At 58.8% G+C, this 16,988-nt stretch carries 14 protein-coding genes and 1 tRNA gene; 5 read left to right on the top strand and 10 right to left on the bottom strand.

The annotated features are described in order from the left end of the window. Positions 1 to 98: 98 nt before the first annotated feature. Entirely contained in the window at positions 99 to 545 is a 447-nt protein-coding gene (locus DK871_RS01940) for an Lrp/AsnC family transcriptional regulator (protein ID WP_161903797.1), read from the bottom strand. A gap of 267 nt (positions 546 to 812) precedes the next feature. On the opposite strand from DK871_RS01940, the gene DK871_RS01935 reads away from it, so the two are divergent. Next, entirely contained in the window at positions 813 to 995 is a 183-nt protein-coding gene (locus DK871_RS01935; RefSeq protein WP_161903912.1) for a type II toxin-antitoxin system HicA family toxin, read from the top strand. A gap of 54 nt (positions 996 to 1,049) precedes the next feature. Next, positions 1,050 to 1,451, top strand: a complete 402-nt coding sequence (locus DK871_RS01930; RefSeq protein ID WP_161903796.1) for a type II toxin-antitoxin system HicB family antitoxin — start codon at positions 1,050 to 1,052, stop codon at positions 1,449 to 1,451. A gap of 48 nt (positions 1,452 to 1,499) precedes the next feature. Here DK871_RS01930 and DK871_RS01925 read toward each other — a convergent pair. The 5 genes from DK871_RS01925 to rpsU all read right to left on the bottom strand — a co-directional run bounded on the left by DK871_RS01925 (position 1,500) and on the right by rpsU (position 10,014). Beyond that, positions 1,500 to 1,576, bottom strand: a tRNA-Ile gene (locus DK871_RS01925). A 15-nt stretch (positions 1,577 to 1,591) separates the two neighbouring features. Continuing rightward, positions 1,592 to 5,335 (bottom strand): bifunctional diguanylate cyclase/phosphodiesterase, encoded by a 3,744-nt coding sequence (locus DK871_RS01920; RefSeq protein WP_161903795.1) that lies wholly within the window; start codon positions 5,333 to 5,335, stop codon positions 1,592 to 1,594. A gap of 135 nt (positions 5,336 to 5,470) precedes the next feature. Beyond that, positions 5,471 to 7,318, bottom strand: coding sequence for an RNA polymerase sigma factor RpoD (rpoD, locus tag DK871_RS01915; protein ID WP_003194751.1), 1,848 nt, complete (start codon positions 7,316 to 7,318; stop codon positions 5,471 to 5,473). 67 nt (positions 7,319 to 7,385) lie between these two features. After that, the gene (dnaG, locus tag DK871_RS01910; protein ID WP_032895025.1) at positions 7,386 to 9,356 is read right to left on the bottom strand and encodes a DNA primase; all 1,971 of its coding nucleotides are present in this window, start codon (positions 9,354 to 9,356) and stop codon (positions 7,386 to 7,388) included. 442 nt (positions 9,357 to 9,798) lie between these two features. Beyond that, the gene (gene rpsU, locus DK871_RS01905) at positions 9,799 to 10,014 is read right to left on the bottom strand and encodes a 30S ribosomal protein S21 (protein ID WP_002551877.1); all 216 of its coding nucleotides are present in this window, start codon (positions 10,012 to 10,014) and stop codon (positions 9,799 to 9,801) included. Positions 10,015 to 10,217: 203 nt separating this feature from the next. Between rpsU and tsaD the strand changes: the two genes are divergently transcribed. Then, complete coding sequence (tsaD, locus tag DK871_RS01900; RefSeq protein ID WP_003194748.1) at positions 10,218 to 11,243, top strand: tRNA (adenosine(37)-N6)-threonylcarbamoyltransferase complex transferase subunit TsaD; 1,026 nt, start codon at positions 10,218 to 10,220, stop codon at positions 11,241 to 11,243. Between the two features lie 30 nt (positions 11,244 to 11,273). Here tsaD and plsY read toward each other — a convergent pair whose 3' ends face one another. Further along, a complete protein-coding gene (gene plsY / locus DK871_RS01895; RefSeq protein WP_161903794.1) occupies positions 11,274 to 11,843 on the bottom strand; it encodes a glycerol-3-phosphate 1-O-acyltransferase PlsY in 570 nt (189 codons plus the stop codon). Positions 11,844 to 11,917: 74 nt separating this feature from the next. On the opposite strand from plsY, the gene folB reads away from it, so the two are divergent. Then, a complete protein-coding gene (folB, locus tag DK871_RS01890) occupies positions 11,918 to 12,271 on the top strand; it encodes a dihydroneopterin aldolase (RefSeq protein ID WP_032895029.1) in 354 nt (117 codons plus the stop codon). Further along, entirely contained in the window at positions 12,262 to 12,780 is a 519-nt protein-coding gene (gene folK, locus DK871_RS01885; protein WP_161903793.1) for a 2-amino-4-hydroxy-6-hydroxymethyldihydropteridine diphosphokinase, read from the top strand. The genes folB and folK overlap by 10 nt, the downstream gene beginning before the upstream one ends. Before the next feature lie 72 nt (positions 12,781 to 12,852). Here folK and DK871_RS01880 read toward each other — a convergent pair whose 3' ends face one another. From DK871_RS01880 to DK871_RS01870, 3 genes are all read right to left on the bottom strand, one after another. Beyond that, the gene (locus DK871_RS01880) at positions 12,853 to 14,085 is read right to left on the bottom strand and encodes a multifunctional CCA addition/repair protein (protein ID WP_161903792.1); all 1,233 of its coding nucleotides are present in this window, start codon (positions 14,083 to 14,085) and stop codon (positions 12,853 to 12,855) included. Positions 14,086 to 14,148: 63 nt separating this feature from the next. Beyond that, positions 14,149 to 15,714: a SpoVR family protein gene (locus DK871_RS01875; RefSeq protein WP_003194736.1), complete on the bottom strand. Its 1,566-nt coding sequence runs from the start codon at positions 15,712 to 15,714 to the stop codon at positions 14,149 to 14,151. Further along, positions 15,711 to 16,982, bottom strand: a complete 1,272-nt coding sequence (locus DK871_RS01870; protein WP_003194735.1) for a YeaH/YhbH family protein — start codon at positions 16,980 to 16,982, stop codon at positions 15,711 to 15,713. The genes DK871_RS01875 and DK871_RS01870 overlap by 4 nt, the downstream gene beginning before the upstream one ends. Positions 16,983 to 16,988 lie beyond the last annotated feature (6 nt).

Genomic DNA, 16,988 nt, shown 5'->3' with positions numbered 1-16,988 from the left:
AAAAGATGGCAGCCAGTTTAGGGAACGTTGCGCGCGTTAATAAGACGCAATCTGTCGTCGGATTGCGCTAGTTTTAGTCAATATGACGAAGGTGGTGATCAGATTGGTTGTCCACGATCCAATTTGTTACTGAGGATGATCGAGGTGGTGGTTTTCTCCACACCGTCGACACTGCCGATATGGTCCAGCAATTGATCCAGTTGCTCCGGCGAATCGGTGCGCAGCCAAGCCACATAGTCGAACTCCCCACTCACCGCGCACAACTGCTGCACTTGCGCCATGGCGCTCAGCCTGCGCAACACTTCTTTGCCGGAGCGTGGTTGCACGGTAATGCCCACATAAGCCTGCAACCCGCCATCCGCAACGCGCTGGCCCAGGCGCACGCCGTAACCGGTGATGACCTGGGTCTTCTCCAGGCGGGCCAGACGCGACGTGACGGTGGTGCGCGCGATGCCCAACTGCCGGGCGAGCATGGCCACGCTTTCACGGGCGTTGAGCTGCAGGGCGGCGATCAGTTGGCGGTCGATTTCGTCTAGGGCGGGCAAGGGGGGCTCCGGTGCTGGGTGTAATTCGCGAGGGATATTACAGGCTAGCGTGGGCGAGATGGCAGACGTGAAACTCACGGGAGCCAAATGCTCAGAGTGCATAAAAACTGACAGAAGTTTGCTGGCGATACGGTGGGCCTCATCTTCATCATGTTTTCTCTGGGTGCCGCTGAGCATTTGAGCGGTTTTTCATTGGTACGTTTTGTGTGTGCAAAAAAGCGCGCTATCGGTGGGCGGTGTGTAATATACACACTGCAAGGTGAAGCGATGAGAAGTAGAGAGGTCATTGAGCTGCTGGTTGCGGATGGATGGGTTGAGGTGGCGGTAAAGGGTAGTCATCACCAGTTCAAACACCCAGTGAAGCGAGGACGAGTGACAGTCCCTCACCCTAAGTCAGAGATTGCGAAGGGCACCTTGCACAGTATTTTTAAATCGGCAGGGCTTAAATAATAAGCCTGACTGATGGTTTGAGTGAGCTCTGCGAGCTTGTTCAGAGGAGGATCGATGAAATTTCCAGTGGTAGTGCATAAAGACGCTGATTCGGACTACAGCGTAACGGTCCCTGACGTACCAGGCTGCTTCTCGGCGGGCTCTTCGTTTTCCGAAGCGTTAGATAATGTTCGGGAGGCGCTGGCGCTGCATCTTGAAGGATTGGTTGCCGACGAGGAAAAACTTCCCCAAGCCCGAGAGGTTGACGCTCATCTCGATAATCCCGACTTCACCGGTGGTGTCTGGGCGATCGTCGACTTCGATCTCACGCCATACTTGGGTAAATCGGTACGGTTCAATGCTTCTTTACCTGAGCAGCTTTTGCACCGAATTGACGAGCGTGTGCAAAAAGATCACCGCTACGCCTCTCGTTCAGGTTTTTTGGCGACGGCAGCGTTGCGCGAATTGTCTGTTTGAGTCAAACGTCAGATACGCAAAAGCCGCGCAATGCGCGGCTTTCTTGTGTGGTGGGCCCAGTAGGACTCGAACCTACGACCAAGGGATTATGAGTCCCCTGCTCTAACCAACTGAGCTATAGGCCCTCAGTAGGTCGCGGATTATAACGATGGTTTGTTCACTGTGCCATCCGAAAAATCCTTGTGCCGTGTACGAAGGAAGCTGGCGGCAAAAAGCTTCGGCGGCAGGGGCAGGCTGACGATGTAGCCTTGCATTTGTTCACACCCCTCGCTTGCGAGAAATGCTTGTTGTGCCGGGGTCTCCACGCCTTCGGCGATGATGGTGAATTGCATGCTGTGACCGAGGGCGATGATGGCGCGCACGATGGCTGCATCGTGAGGGTCGTCGGGCAAGCCGCGGACGAAGGATTGGTCAATTTTGAGGAAGTCCAAGGGCAGGCGCTTGAGGTAGCTGAGGGACGAATAACCCGTGCCGAAATCATCGATCGCCAATTGGACGCCCAGGCGCTTGAGTTGGTGCAATACCGCGAGCGCTTCTTCGGCTTGGCTCATGATGAAGTTTTCAGTGATTTCCAGTTGCAGGCAGCCGGGTTCGAGGCGGTAATCGCGCAGCAGTTGTTCGATACGTGACAGCAGGTTGGGGTGACGCAGTTGCGCGCCTGCGAGGTTGACCGACAGGGGGCCGAAATCCTCAAAAGCCGCTTGCCACGCGTGCAACTGCCGGCAGGCCTGTTCCAGTACCCAGTCGCCGATTTGCAGGATCATGCCGTTCTCTTCGGCCAGGGCGATAAAGTGTTCGGGCGGGACGTCGCCCAGAGTCGGGTGGTGCCAGCGGATCAAGGCTTCGGCGCCGATCAGTTGTTGGGTGACCAGGTTGCGCTTGGGTTGGTAATACAGGCTCAATTCTTCACGTTCGATGGCGCGGCGCAGTTCGTGCTCCAGCGCTACGCGTTCATTGGCTTGGGCAGTCAGGTCGCGGGTATAGCGCTCGACCCGGTTACGCCCCTTGGCCTTGGAGCGATACATTGCGGCGTCGGCATTTTTGACCAGGGTGGCGACGTCGGTACCGTCTTGCGGATACAGGCTGGTGCCGATACTGGCGCTGATAAAGAATTCATGCTCGCCGGCCTGGAAGGGCGGGGTAAAGCAGTCGAGCAGTTTATTCGCCAAGTGTTGGGCGTCGCTGGCCTGTTGCAAGCCGGGCAACAGGATGATGAATTCGTCGCCGCCCAGGCGAGCAACGGTGTCCACGTCCCGCAACTGCTCCTTGAGGCGTACGGCGATGTCTTTGAGCAGCAGGTCGCCGACCGGGTGCCCGAGGCTGTCGTTGATGTGTTTGAAGCGGTCGAGGTCGAGAAACAGCACCGCGCCCTGTTTGCCACTTTCCTGCTGGCCGTTGAGGGCGGCCTGCAACCGGTTTTCAAACAGGGTGCGGTTGGGCAGGCCGGTCAATGGGTCGTGGTGGGCCTGATAGTCCAGGCGTGCCTGGGCCAGTTTGAGGCTGGAGATGTCGGCGAACACGGCAACGAAATGCGTGACCCATTGCTCGCGGTTACGCACAGCACTGATGGTCAACCAACTCGGATACACCTCGCCGTTCTTGCGGCGGTTGGAAATCTCGCCTTGCCAGTGGCCGTGGGTCGTCAACTGGTGCCACATCGCCGCATAGAACGCGCTGTCATGCAGGCCGGAGGCAAGCAGGCGCGGGGTATGGCCAAGGGCTTCAACCTCGCTGTAGCCGGTTATTTCAGTGAAGGCGCGGTTGACGGCGCTGATGTTCTGCCGTGTGTCGGTGATCAAGACGCCTTCGGCGGTGCTTTCGAACACCGTGGCGGCCTGCTGCAGTTTTTCCTGCATCAACTGGCGTTCGGTGATGTCCCGGGCGATGGTCAGCATGCAATCTTCGTCGCCAATCGGCAGTGGGCGGCTGGACACTTCGCACAGACGAATCTGGCCGTCGGCACGGCGGATATGACAGATGAAATCCCGGACAAAGCCGTCGCGCTGCATCAATTCGAGCATGTGCTTGCGTTCGTTGAGGTCGACCCAGATGCCCAGGTCCAGGGCTGATTGGTCGAGTGAAGAGGCGCTGGTGAAGCCGGTCAGGTGGCTGAAACCCTCGTTTACTTCGATCAGCAGGCCGTCGCTCTGGCGGCTCAGCAGCAAGCCATCGGGGGAGGCATGGAAGGCTTTAGCAAACTTTTCTTCGGAGGTTTGCAATCGCTGTTGGGTTTCCTTGAGCTGGGTGATGTCTCGCACCACCACCACCAAGGCTTCGGTGGTGTCGAGTTGGAACGGCTCGGCTGAGATCAGCCCGGTAAAGGCCTGGCCATTGCTGCGCAGAAAAGGCATTTCCAGGTTGCGGATGCTGGTGGTCTGTACCCGTTGCAGCAAATCCGGGCCGCCCCCTTGAATACCCCATATATTCAGGTCGGTGGCGGTTTTGCCCACCACCTCGTCGGCGCGCAGGCCAATCTGGTCCTCGAATGCCTTGTTGACCTCCAGCAGACAGCCATCAGACAACCGGGCAATCACCAGAATGTCGGGGCACTGCTGAAACACCGAGGCAAATTTCTGCTCGGACAGTTGCAGGGCTTCTTCGGTGCGCTTGGCTTCGCTGATGTCGATCATCAGGCCGCGCAACACTGGCTCATGGCCGTGTTCGATCAGGCTGACAATGTCACGTACCCACAGGCAGCGGCCATCAGCGGTGACGACCCGGTAATCAATGCTGTGATCACGGTTGGCACGGGTTTCCCGGTAGCAATAGGCCTCGGCGCGGGTCAGGTCGGCGGGGTGGATGATGTTGCGCCAGAAGCCCGGAATCAGCCAATGTGCGCGGGGATAGCCGAGCAGCTCTTCAGCATGGGGCGACACGTAGCTGTAGGTGAAATCGCTGATGCTTGCTTCCCAGGCGATGGCGGACAAGCTCTCCACCAGGCCGCGATAGTGGTACTCGCTGCTACGCAGTTCTTGCTCAAGGGCGACCCGGCGGGAAATTTCCGAGCTGAGCCGGCGATTGATCCGAATGACGATCGCCAGCACCGTACTCAACAGCAGTACCGCTGGCAGGCCGTACATCAGCAAGTCTGCCCAGAAGGTGCGGTGATCGGTGAAGCTGCCGACCCAGTGTTGTTGGATCGCTTCAGTTTCGGCTGAGCTGAGGTCGGCGAGGACTTTGTCCAGGATGCCCACCAGGATTTTCTCATCCCGCGGCACGCCCATCGCTAGTTGGTAACGGTAGGGCGTTTCGCCGCTGACGTACAGGCCGTCGAGCTTGAGTTGGCGCAGGCTCCAGACGCTGGAAGCGAGGTCGCCGACCACTGCATCCACTTCATCGGTGGCCAGGGCTTGCAGCGTTGAACTAACGTTGGGCAGGGCCACCAGATTCAGGTCCGGATGGTGGGTGCGGAGCAATTCATGGGGCGCGTAGTTTTCCACCACGGCAATTTTCAGCCCGTACAAATCCTTGAGGTTGCGGGGTTTCGCGCCGCCTTCATGGGCCAGGATGACGATGGGGAAGTCGAGATAGGGGCGTGTGAAGGCCAGGAAACTCTGGCGTTCAGGGGTGGACATAATGCCAGGCAGCAAGTCGAGCTGATTATTGCGGGCTTGTTCAAGCACCGCAGTCCAGTTCACCGGTTCGATCAGTTTGATTCGCACACCCAGACGGTCCTGGAGTAGGCGTACGTAATCGGCAGCCAGGCCCTGATATCGGCCATTTTCATCGCGATATTCAAAAGGTGGCCAAGACGCGTCCACGCCGAGGCGCAGCTCCTGATGGTCCGCCAACCAGCTACGCTCATCATCCGTAAGAGTCAACGCGCCAGCCGTTGCGGTCCAGGTCAGCAGCGACAGCAGTATCACGGTCGGCAATCTGGGCATAACGGTCTCGTTATGGCACGGGGAATGTCTCGAGTGTAGACGGGCATTGCGAGGGCGGGGTGGTGCGGGGCAGTTAATCTGTGCAAAGCAATCGGTAGAAAGCAAAACCCCCGGCCTGGGCCGGGGGTTCTGGTATCACTCGTCGAGGAAAGAGCGCAGATGCTCGCTTCGCGTCGGGTGGCGCAACTTGCGCAGCGCCTTGGCTTCGATCTGACGGATCCGCTCACGGGTCACGTCAAACTGCTTACCGACTTCCTCAAGGGTGTGGTCGGTATTCATGTCGATGCCGAAACGCATGCGCAGTACCTTGGCTTCACGGGCAGTGAGGCCGGACAGTACGTCGCGAGTCGCTTCTTTCAAGCTCTCAACAGTGGCGACATCGATTGGCGACTGCATGGTCGAGTCTTCGATGAAGTCACCCAGATGGGAGTCTTCGTCATCACCAATCGGCGTTTCCATGGAGATCGGCTCTTTAGCGATCTTCAATACCTTGCGGATTTTATCCTCAGGCATTTCCATGCGTTCGCCCAGCTCTTCCGGGGTCGGTTCGCGACCCATTTCCTGCAACATCTGCCGGGAAATACGGTTGAGCTTGTTGATGGTCTCGATCATGTGCACCGGAATACGGATGGTGCGGGCCTGGTCGGCGATCGAGCGAGTGATCGCCTGACGGATCCACCAGGTGGCATACGTTGAGAACTTGTAGCCGCGACGGTATTCGAACTTGTCCACCGCCTTCATCAAGCCGATGTTGCCTTCCTGGATCAGATCAAGGAATTGCAGGCCACGGTTGGTGTACTTCTTGGCGATGGAGATCACCAGACGCAAGTTCGCTTCAACCATCTCTTTCTTCGCGCGACGGGCCTTGGCCTCGCCGATCGACATGCGACGGTTGATGTCTTTGATTTCTGCAATCGTCAAGCCGGTTTCGGTTTCAAGCGCGGTCAGCTTCTGCTGGCAGCGGATGATATCGGGCTGCAGGCGGCCGATGGCTTCGGCGTATTTCGCCTTGCCCTTGGCCAGTGCGTCGCTCCAGCTTTCGTCAACTTCGTTGCCCGGGAACTGGCGCAGGAAATCGGTACGCGGCATGCGCGCATCACGCACACAGAGCTGCATGATCGCACGCTCTTGGGCACGCAGGCGCTCAAGGGCACTGCGAACACGCTCAACCAGGCCTTCGAACTGCTTGGGCACCAGCTTGATCGGCATGAACAGCTCAGCCAGGGCCACCAGCTCGGCAATCGCCTGCTTGTTGCCACGACCGTGCTTTTTCAGGGCCTTGCGGGTGATTTCCATTTGATCGGAAACCGCACCGAAGCGCTGGGCAGCGATAACCGGGTCTGGACCGCTTTCGGCTTCTTCTTCGTCGTCGCTGCTTTCAGCTTCGTCGTCGTCGGTGTCGTCGTCCGCTTTTGCGGCTTTCGCATCAACAGGCGGCGGCACTTCGGCGGCAGGCGGCGCAATGCCGTCGTCCGGGTCGATATAACCGCTCAGGACGTCGGACAGGCGGCCACCTTCGGTGGTGACGCGGGTGTACTCGGAGAGAATGTGGTCAACCGTGCCAGGGAAGTGCGCAATAGCGCCCATCACTTCGCGGATGCCCTCTTCGATACGCTTGGCGATTTCGATTTCGCCTTCGCGTGTCAGCAGCTCGACGGTACCCATTTCGCGCATATACATGCGCACCGGGTCTGTCGTGCGGCCGATATCGGTCTCTACTGCAGCCAGCGCGGCAGCAGCTTCCTCAGCGGCGGCCTCGTCGGTATCAGCGTCGGCCAGCATAAGGGAATCCTTATCTGGCGCGACTTCGAATACGTTGATCCCCATGTCGTTAATCATGCGGATGATGTCTTCCACCTGCTCAGGATCTGAAATATCCTCAGGCAGGTGGTCGTTGACCTCCGCGTAAGTCAGGTAACCCTGCTCACGACCAAGAAGTATCAACTCTTTGATACGAGACTGCTGTTGCGCTTTTCCGGACATAACACCCTATCCACTGAAGGTCTTGGCGGGCAAAAAACAAGCCGAGGATTATACCCGAGCTATGACCTCACACGCCAGCTGAGGTCGGGTTTGATGCGTAAACATTCTGTTTTAAGAGGTCGCGCATCTGTTTTGCTATCTGAATTTGCTCTTCAGCCGATAATCCCGGCTGCCTCGCTCTCTTGATAAGTTCATCGAGGGTCTGAGTGTGTTGACCCGCGGATAACCTATTAATGGTGTCTAAAAACTGTTGTTCAAGGTTGTCGCCGTCAATTAGCCACTCCTTTTCCGCCAGTGCCCGCAATAAACGGCCCTGTTCCGTGCCATGCCAGCGAGCCATCAACTGAATTGAGTTTAGCTTAGGGTTTTTCTGCACGGCTTCGATCAGTGCGATAAGCACCTGGGCGTAGGTGTTGCTCTCGTTGGCAAAGTGGTCGGCACTTTCAACCTTGCCGGCCAATTGCGGGTGATGAATCAGTGTGCGCAGTGCAATCAGTGTGGGGGCTTCCACCGCTACGGGTGTGCGTGGCGCGTAGGCTTCATCGCGATCACCGCGTTTGCCGTTTTTGCTCCAGGGCTTTTTGTCCCACTTCTTGCCGCCGGCGCCGGGCTTCTTCGGCGTCCATTCCTGCTGGGGCGCGAAGGCCTCCTGAGGTTGGTGAAAGTCAGCGTAGTCCGGCATGGCGTCGTAATCCATGCCGGGGTCGTAGGCTGGCGGCGCATCCTGCGGGGCGCTGTGCACCAGCTGGCTCACGGCTTCGCCGCTCAAGCCGGTGATCTCCAGCAGACGCTGACGCATCAGTGTGCGCAAGTTGGCGCCCGGGACCTTGTCGATCAGCGGCGCCGCGAGGGTGGCCATGTGGGCCTTGCCTTCGAGGGAGCGCGGGTCGGCTTCTTCGGTCAGTTGCTGAAAAAAATAATCCGCCAGCGGCTGCGCATGTTGATTGATGCGTGCACGGAACGCGTCGGTACCTTCCGAACGCACCAGGGTGTCCGGGTCTTCGCCTTCGGGCAGGAACAGGAAGCGTGCGCGACGCCCATCCTGCAGGCTCGACAGCGTGGCTTCGAGCGCGCGCCAGGCGGCGTTGCGGCCAGCCTGGTCGCCGTCGAAGCAAAACAGCACGCTGGGCACGACACGGAACAGGCGTTTGAGATGTTCTTCGCTGGTGGCGGTGCCGAGGGTGGCGACCGCGTTGCGCAGGCCTTGTTGGGCCAGGGCGATCACGTCCATATAGCCTTCAACCACGATGATCTCATCGAGGTTGCGGTTGTTCTTGCGCGCTTCGAACAGGCCGTAGAGTTCCTGGCCCTTGTGGAACACCGGGGTCTCCGGGGAGTTCAGGTACTTGGGCTTGTCGTCCCCGAGTACGCGGCCGCCAAAGGCGATGATACGGCCACGGCTGTCGCGGATCGGGAACATCACGCGGTCGCGGAAGCGGTCATAGCGCTTGCCGGTCTCGGCGTTTTCCACCAGCAGGCCGGCATCGATCATGGCCTTTTGCTGGAGGGTGTCGCTGCTCAGGTGTTTATACAGGTTGTCCCAGCCCGGCGGGGCGAAGCCGAGACCGAAGTCCCGAGCGATTTCGCCGGTGAGGCCGCGCCCTTTGAGGTAGTCGACAGCGGCCTTGCGCTGCGGATGGCTCTTGAGTGCCTGGCGGTAAAAGTCGGCAGCGGCGGTCAGTAGCGGGTACAGCGGCGAATCGGTGGGTTGCCGGGGTTTGTGCGGGCGACCACTTTCTTCGCGGGGCACTTCCATGCCGGCGGCTTTCGCCAGGTCCTCGACAGCTTGGGGGAAATCCAGGTTGTCGTGGTCCATCAGGAAGCCCAAGGCATTCCCGCCCGCGCCGCAACCGAAGCAGTAATAGAACTGCTTGTCGGGGCTGACGCTGAACGATGGGGTTTTTTCTTTATGGAACGGGCAGCAGGCGGTGTAGTTTTTGCCGGCTTTTTTCAGCTGTACGCGTGAGCTGACAACATCGACGATGTCGGTGCGGTTCAGAAGGTCGTCAATAAAGCTCTGGGGAATCAGCCCGGCCATGGCGTTCTCGTCATCACTGCGTGTAAATGAGGGCCCGTGACGTGTTCAAGCGCACGTATGGAGTGCTCGATCATCATCGTCTGCATGGGTCATCAGGGAGTGTATCTGCCGAATATTCACTGAGGGTAGTTTCTGATCAGTCTTCGGCATGGAAATGTTGCCCGGGCGTCCGGTCTTGGCCAATGGCGGCCTCGGAAACGCATCGATGGGCACAGCCGACACGGTTGATCGTCTGTTTGAAGAATAGGTGTGCTCGTCAGTAGCCTTGTTAGGCTCGTCAGAAGAGACGTGCACCGCTGGCAAAAGAGCCAGCCCTGACGTGTGAAGCAGTGTCTCGGTCGCATGTGCGGCGTCGACGGTGAAGCATCAAGCGATATCCGCAAATGCCAACAGCCCGGCTGAGGGCCGGGCTTGGCAGAAGCTTGCTACGAACGTCTGTGTATTAGTACAGACGAACGGCGCGGCGCTGTTCGCGCTGAACTTTCTTAGCGTGACGCTTAACAGCGGCTGCTGCTTTGCGCTTACGCTCAGAAGTTGGCTTCTCATAAAATTCGCGGCTACGAACTTCAGCCAGAACACCGGCTTTTTCGCAGGAGCGCTTGAAACGACGCAGAGCTACGTCGAAGGGTTCGTTCTCTTTTACTTTGACGGCTGGCATCCAGAGCTACCTTCTTTCATTACCGGGAATCAACGTTCTCGTCGCAAAAAATTCGCGGCTGAGGTCGTCGGTTTTTAAGGGTTGCGGATGTTAACCCCTCATTGCCCGGAATGCAAAGCCTCTGATCGAAAACCGCTAGTCGGGAGGGGGAGTGGCGACTATTATGCGCGCCTTCGAATTCAGCCTCTACAAGGCGCAAACCCATGCTAGTACTGGGACTTGAAACCTCCTGCGACGAAACCGGAGTCGCACTATACGACAGTGAACGCGGGCTTTTGGCCGATGCACTGTTCAGTCAGATCGACCTGCATCGCGCCTATGGCGGCGTGGTGCCGGAGCTTGCCAGCCGCGATCACGTCAAGCGCATGCTGCCGCTGATCCGCCAGGTGCTGGATGAGGCCGGCTGTGTGGCAACCGAGATCGATGCCATCGCCTACACGGCAGGGCCCGGATTGGTCGGAGCCCTGCTGGTTGGGGCCTCTTGTGCCCAGGCGCTGGCCTTTGCCTGGGGTATTCCTGCCCTTGGCGTGCACCATATGGAAGGCCATTTGTTGGCGCCCATGCTGGAAAAAACACCGCCAGAGTTCCCGTTCGTCGCTTTGTTGGTTTCGGGGGGGCATACGCAGCTGGTTCAGGTGGATGGGATCGGCCAATACACGCTGTTGGGCGAGTCGCTGGACGATGCTGCCGGCGAAGCGTTCGACAAAACCGCGAAGATGATGGGGCTTAATTATCCGGGTGGTCCGGAAATCGCCCGCCTTGCCGAAAACGGCGTTGCCGGTCGCTACACCTTCCCGCGGCCGATGTGTGATCGTCCTGGCTTGATGTTCAGTTTCAGCGGCTTGAAAACCTCTGCCTTGAACACCTGGCAGCAGAGTGTCAGCGCCGGGGACGACGGCCAGCAAGCCCGTTGCGACATCGCGCTGGCGTTCCAGCAGGCTGTGGTGGAGACTTTGACCATCAAGTGCAAGCGCGCCCTGAAACAGGCGGGCATGAAGCGGCTGGTGATCGCAGGCGGCGTCAGCGCCAACAAGGCGTTGCGCAGTTCTTTGGAAAAAATGCTCGGCGACATGAATGGCAATGTGTTTTACGCACGCCCTGAGTTCTGCACTGACAACGGCGCGATGATCGCCTATGCCGGTTGCCAGCGCTTGCAGGCCGGGCAGCACGAAAGCCTGGCGATCAGCGTGCAGGCGCGCTGGCCGATGGAGCAACTGCCGCCGTTGTAATGGTTGAGGGGGCCGGGTTCGGGCGGGTATTTAAAAATGCCGTTCGCGCCCGGCAAACAGGTCGCGTAGATTGCCGCGGTGGCGCCAGACGATCAGCAGTGTCAGTACGCTCATCGGCACCAGTGCTTGCGGTTCCTGCCACGCCAGCAGAGGCAGGGTCAGTGGCGTAGCAATCAGTGCGGCCAGCGAGCTGGTGCGGGTCAGGTAGAACGTCAGCAGCCAGGCGAGCATGGCCAGTAACGCCGCCGGGGGGTAAATGCCCAGCAGCATGCCGGCCGCCGTGGCGACGCCCTTGCCGCCGCGAAAGCGGAAGTACAACGGGAACAGGTGGCCCAGGACGGCACATAGGCCCACCCAGGCTTGCTGTTGCAAGCTAAGGCCGACAAGGCTGGCGATCAGCACGGGCAGCAGGCCCTTGCACAGGTCGCCCAGCAAGGTCAGGACGGCGAGTTTCTTGCCGGCCAGGCGCAACATATTGGTGGCGCCGGCATTGCCTGAGCCACTCATGCGCGGGTCGGGATTTCCCGTCAAGCGGCTGAGCAAAATGGCGAAGGACAGCGAGCCGAGCAGGTAGGCGAAAATCGCCAGTAACCAAAACATGCTAACTATTCCGGGCGAGGACGCCCTGATTCTAACGGGGCATCGCGCCCTTGTCGTGCTGCGGAGAAAAGTGCTTGGACAGAGTGTTTATCGAAGGCCTGGAAGTCGACACCGTGATCGGGGCTTACGACTGGGAGCGCGGAATCCGGCAATGCCTGCGCCTGGACCTTAGCTTCGCCTGGGATAATCGCCCAGCCGCGGCCGGTGATGACCTGACCCTGGCACTGGATTACGCCAGAGTGTCTGCGCGTATCCAGGCCTTTGCCGAGCAGTCCCAGTACCAGCTGGTGGAAACCTTTGCCGAGCGCCTGGCCGAAGTGTTGATGAGTGAATTCCAGATTCCCTGGCTGCACCTCAAGTTGACCAAGCCCGGCGCGGTACCGGCTGCCAAGGGCGTGGGCGTGGAGATCGAGCGCGGATGTCGTTGACTCAGGTTTACCTCGGGCTTGGCAGCAATATCGAGCGTGAAGCTCGTTTATGCGCTGGCTTGGATGCGTTGGCGGCCTTCTTGACGGATATGCGCTGTTCAGCGGTGTTCGAAAGCCAGCCGGTGGGTATCAAGAGCGGGCCGTTTTTTAATCTGGTTGTGTCGGCTTATACCGACCTGCCGTTGATGGAGTTGGATCGCCGCTTGAAATCCATCGAGGCCGACAATGGCCGCTACGCGCCCGACCGCAAAGGCCTGCCGCTGGATATCGATGTGTTGTTGTATGGCGATCTGGTGGGCGATTTTGATGGCTTGGTCCTGCCGCGAGCCGAAATTCTGAAAAACGCCTTTGTGTTGTGGCCGCTGTCGATGATGGCGCCGCAGCGTATGCACCCTGAGGCGGGCAAGACAATGGCCGAGCTGTGGCGAGACGCGCAGATTGATCAGGTATTGGCACCTGTGGCGTTCGAGTGGCAGGGTCAGCCACTCACGCCGCTAGCTCTTTTGTAGGAGCCGAGCTTGCTCGCGAAAAACCTGAGGGCGCTGCGTCATCGTTGAGGTTCTTCGCGAGCGAGCTCGCTCCTACAGGGGCTTTTGCTGTTCCTTGTAGGCTTTGAGCGCCTTGAGCCGTTCGCGCTTGAGCGCCTCGCCCAATTCGGGGCCTTTGAAACCTTTTTCCAGCAGTGGCGCGACCGGCACTTCGCGTGCAGCCTTTGCCGCTGCGCGCAAGTAATCGGCCTGTGGATAACTGCGTTGCTCAAAACCCTGTCGGCCCCGAGCGTCCATTTCACAGGCTACGACGAACTCTTCAAAGCGTTGCGGCCGACGGTACACGTCGAAGCTTTGCAGCAACTCCAGCAATGTCGAGGCCTTGAGCTCCAGCGCACGATGCCCATGGGTATGATATTGCCCCACGAGCAAGGCCAATTCCTGGCAATCCCTCGGTACCTTGAAACGCTCGTTCACCGCTTTGATCAGCTTCAGGCCGCGTTGTTCGTGGGCAATATGCTGCGGCAACTTATCCACAGGCGTCAGGCCTTTGCCCAAATCATGCAGCAGGCAGGCCCAGCGCACGCTCAACGGTTGGTTGTGCAGGGCGGCCTGCTCCAGCACGCTCAAGGTGTGCACGCCAGTGTCTATTTCCGGGTGATGCGCTGCGGGCTGCGGCACGCCGAACAGCGCGTCCACCTCCGGCATCAAGGTTTTCAGCGCGTCGCAGTCACGCAGCACTTGGATAAATACCTGGGGTTGAGCCTCCATCAGCGCCCGTGAGATTTCCTTCCAGCTGCGCTCGGGGGTAAGGGCCTTTAGCTCGCCGGACTCACTGAGTTGGCGCATTAACTCCAGGGTCTCGGGGGCGACAGTGAAGCCAAGAGGCGCATAACGCGCGGCGAAGCGTGCAACGCGCAATACGCGGAGTGGATCTTCGGCGAACGCGGGAGAAACATGCCGCAAAATACGCGCTTCAAGGTCGCGTTGGCCGTGGTAAGGATCGGTCAGGTTACCCTCGTCGTCCTCCGCCATGGCATTGATGGTCAGGTCACGCCGGATCAGGTCTTCTTCCAGCGTAACGTCGGGGCTCGCATGGAATATAAAGCCACCGTAACCATGGCCATTCTTGCGTTCGGTGCGAGCGAGGGCGTATTCGTCACCGTTCTTCGGGTCGAGAAATACCGGGAAATCGGCGCCCACCGGTTTATAACCCTTGGCGAGCATCTCTTCGGCCGTCGCGCCAACGACGACACGGTCTATATCGGTGACCTCGATGCCCAGAAGGCGATCACGCACGGCGCCGCCGACTTTGTAGATTTTCATGAAAAAGCCTCCATTAGCGGCACAGGATAACGCCTGAGCCTGGCCAATGGAGGCTTTGCTGTTTCAGAGATGCACGACGGCCATGTCCAGACGGCCGTAGTCGTTGTCGTTATGATCGCTGCGCGGTGGCACATGGTGGGTTTTCATCACCTGGTCGCCCTGCAGGGTTTCCAGATGGATATCAAAACCCCAGAGCCGATGCAGGTGCTTGAGCACTTCCTCAGTGGATTCGCCCAAGGGTTTGCGGTCGTGCTGCTGGTGACGCAGGGTCAGCGAACGGTCGCCACGCACATCGATGCTGTAGATCTGCACGTTAGGCTCGCGGTTACCCAGGTTGTATTGCGCGGCCAGGGTTTCGCGAATGATGCGGTAGCCGGGTTCGTCGTGGATGGCAGGCACCACCAGGTCATCCTTGAGGTCGTCGTCCAGGATGCTGAACAGCTTGAGGTCGCGAATCACCTGGGGCGACAGATACTGCAGGATAAAACTCTCATCCTTGAAGCTGCTCATGGCGAACTTGATGGTCGATAGCCAGTCGCTGCCGGCGATTTCCGGGAACCAGCGGCGGTCTTCTTCGGTGGGGTGCTCGCACATACGGCGAATATCGCGGTACATGGCAAAACCCAGCGCATAGGGGTTGATGCCGTTGTAATACGGGCTGTCGAAGCCTGGTTGGAAGACCACGCTGGTGTGGGACGTGAGGAACTCCATCATAAAGCCGTCCGTGACCAGGCCTTCGTCGTACAGGTCGTTCATCAGGGTGTAATGCCAGAAGGTAGCCCAGCCTTCGTTCATCACTTGGGTTTGGCGCTGGGGATAAAAATATTGCGCGATCTTGCGTACGATGCGCACGATTTCACGCTGCCAGGGTTCCAGCAGCGGTGCGTGTTTTTCCAGGAAATACAGGATGTTTTCCTGAGGTTCGGCGGGGAAGCGTGCATTGTCCTTGTCGCTGTTCTTGTCGGCGCGCTTGGGGATGGTGCGCCACAGGTCGTTGATCTGTTTCTGCAGGTGCTCCTCGCGTTCCTTCTGGCGCAGGCGCTCCTCTTCGGCGGAAATAGGATAGGGACGCTTATAGCGATCGACCCCGTAATTCATCAGCGCATGGCAGGAGTCCAACAGGTCTTCCACCGCATCGATACCGTGGCGCTCCTCGCACTGCATGATGTATTGCTTGGCGAACACCAGGTAATCAATGATCGAACTGGCATCGGTCCAGGTGCGAAACAGGTAGTTGCCCTTGAAGAAACTGTTATGCCCGTAGCAGGCATGAGCCACCACCAGCGCCTGCATGCAGATGGTGTTTTCTTCCATCAGGTACGCGATGCACGGGTCGGAGTTGATCACGATCTCGTAGGCCAGGCCCATCTGGCCACGGGTGTAGGACTTCTCGGTACTGAGGAAGTGTTTCCCGTAGGACCAATGGTGATAGCCCAGCGGCATGCCCACCGAGGCATAGGCATCCATCATCTGTTCAGCAGTGATGACTTCTATCTGGTTGGGGTAGGTGTCCAGGGCATAACCCGCCGCGATACGGCTGATTTCCCGGTCATAGGCCTGGATCAGTTCGAAGGTCCACTCGGAGCCGGTGGAAATGGGTTGGCGCTTGTTCTCTTTTTTGGCGGTCATGTCACTAACCTGCGCTGGAAGAGTTCACGGAAGACCGGGTAGATATCGCCGGCCGAGACCAGTTGCTGCTGGGCGAACGTGTCGGCAAAGGCTTCGCCGATGCGCTCGTATTCGAACCACAGGGCCTGGTGCTCACGGGGGGTGATTTCGACGTAAGTGTAGTACTGCACGAACGGCATGATCTGGTTGATCAAAATGTCCCGGCAGATCGGCGAGTCGTCGTTCCAGTTATCGCCGTCAGAAGCTTGGGCGGCGTAGATGTTCCACTCGTTGGCGGGGTAGCGCTCGGCCATGATCTCCTGCATCAGCTTCAGTGCACTGGAAACGATGGTGCCGCCGGTTTCCCGCGAGTAGAAAAACTCCTCTTCGTCCACTTCCCGGGCGCTGGTGTGATGGCGGATGAACACTACGTCAATCTTGTCGTAGTTCCGTTTCAGGAACAGGTACAGCAGGATAAAGAAGCGCTTGGCGATGTCCTTGGTGGCCTGGGTCATGGAGCCGGAAACGTCCATCAGGCAGAACATCACGGCCTTGGAGCTGGGGTTGGGTTGCTTGACCAGCAGGTTGTACTTCAAGTCAAAGGTATCGAGGAACGGCACGCGGTGAATGCGCGCGCTGAGTTTTTCGATTTCTGCCTCGATTTCCTGGATATCGCCGAAGTTGTCCGGTTCTTCGCGCTTCAAGCGTGCCAACTCTTCCTTGGCCTGCTTGAGTTTGGCGCGGCTGCTGCCGGACAGGGCGATGCGCCGGGCATGGGCTGAACGCAGGGTGCGGATGATGTTGATACGCGAAGGGTTGCCCTCGTTGCTGATGCCTGCGCGTACGGTCTTGAAGGTGTCGGTGCCGGTGAGGTTGCGCTTGACCAGGTTGGGCAGTTCCAGGTCTTCGAACATGAATTCGAGGAATTCTTCCTGGGTGATCTGGAATACGAATTCATCCATGCCTTCGCCAGAGTTGCCGGCCTTGCCCGGGCCTTTGCCGCCGCCACCGCCTTGCGGACGCTGGATATGTTCGCCGGTGGTGAATTCCTTGTTGCCGGGGTGCACCACGGTCTGTTTGCCGCCGCGACCATGGTGAAGCACCGGTTCGTCGATGTCCCGGCCGGGAATGCTGATTTGTTCGCCATGCTCCATGTCGGTGATGGAACGGCGACTAACGGCCTCTTCTACCGCCTTTTTGATGTGGTCACGGTAACGCCGCAGGAAACGCTGGCGGTTTACCGTGCTTTTGTTCTTGCCATTGAGGCGTCGGTCGATCACATAGCTCATAGGGAG

The sequence above is a fragment of the Pseudomonas sp. L13 genome (assembly GCF_009935965.1).
In the GTDB taxonomy this organism is placed as follows: Bacteria; Pseudomonadota; Gammaproteobacteria; order Pseudomonadales; family Pseudomonadaceae; genus Aquipseudomonas; species Aquipseudomonas lactis.
This window is presented reverse-complemented; position numbering and strand designations above follow the sequence as displayed.

Coding starts and splice junctions, on each gene's coding strand:
- DK871_RS01920 (WP_161903795.1), bottom strand. CDS start 5,335: ATGCCCAGATTGCCGACCGTGATACTGCTGTCGCTGCTGACCTGGACC.
- rpoD (WP_003194751.1), bottom strand. CDS start 7,318: ATGTCCGGAAAAGCGCAACAGCAGTCTCGTATCAAAGAGTTGATACTT.
- folK (WP_161903793.1), top strand. CDS start 12,262: ATGTCGTTGACTCAGGTTTACCTCGGGCTTGGCAGCAATATCGAGCGT.
- DK871_RS01870 (WP_003194735.1), bottom strand. CDS start 16,982: ATGAGCTATGTGATCGACCGACGCCTCAATGGCAAGAACAAAAGCACG.
- DK871_RS01935 (WP_161903912.1), top strand. CDS start 813: ATGAGAAGTAGAGAGGTCATTGAGCTGCTGGTTGCGGATGGATGGGTT.
- tsaD (WP_003194748.1), top strand. CDS start 10,218: ATGCTAGTACTGGGACTTGAAACCTCCTGCGACGAAACCGGAGTCGCA.
- dnaG (WP_032895025.1), bottom strand. CDS start 9,356: ATGGCCGGGCTGATTCCCCAGAGCTTTATTGACGACCTTCTGAACCGC.
- plsY (WP_161903794.1), bottom strand. CDS start 11,843: ATGTTTTGGTTACTGGCGATTTTCGCCTACCTGCTCGGCTCGCTGTCC.
- rpsU (WP_002551877.1), bottom strand. CDS start 10,014: ATGCCAGCCGTCAAAGTAAAAGAGAACGAACCCTTCGACGTAGCTCTG.
- DK871_RS01880 (WP_161903792.1), bottom strand. CDS start 14,085: ATGAAAATCTACAAAGTCGGCGGCGCCGTGCGTGATCGCCTTCTGGGC.
- DK871_RS01875 (WP_003194736.1), bottom strand. CDS start 15,714: ATGACCGCCAAAAAAGAGAACAAGCGCCAACCCATTTCCACCGGCTCC.
- DK871_RS01930 (WP_161903796.1), top strand. CDS start 1,050: ATGAAATTTCCAGTGGTAGTGCATAAAGACGCTGATTCGGACTACAGC.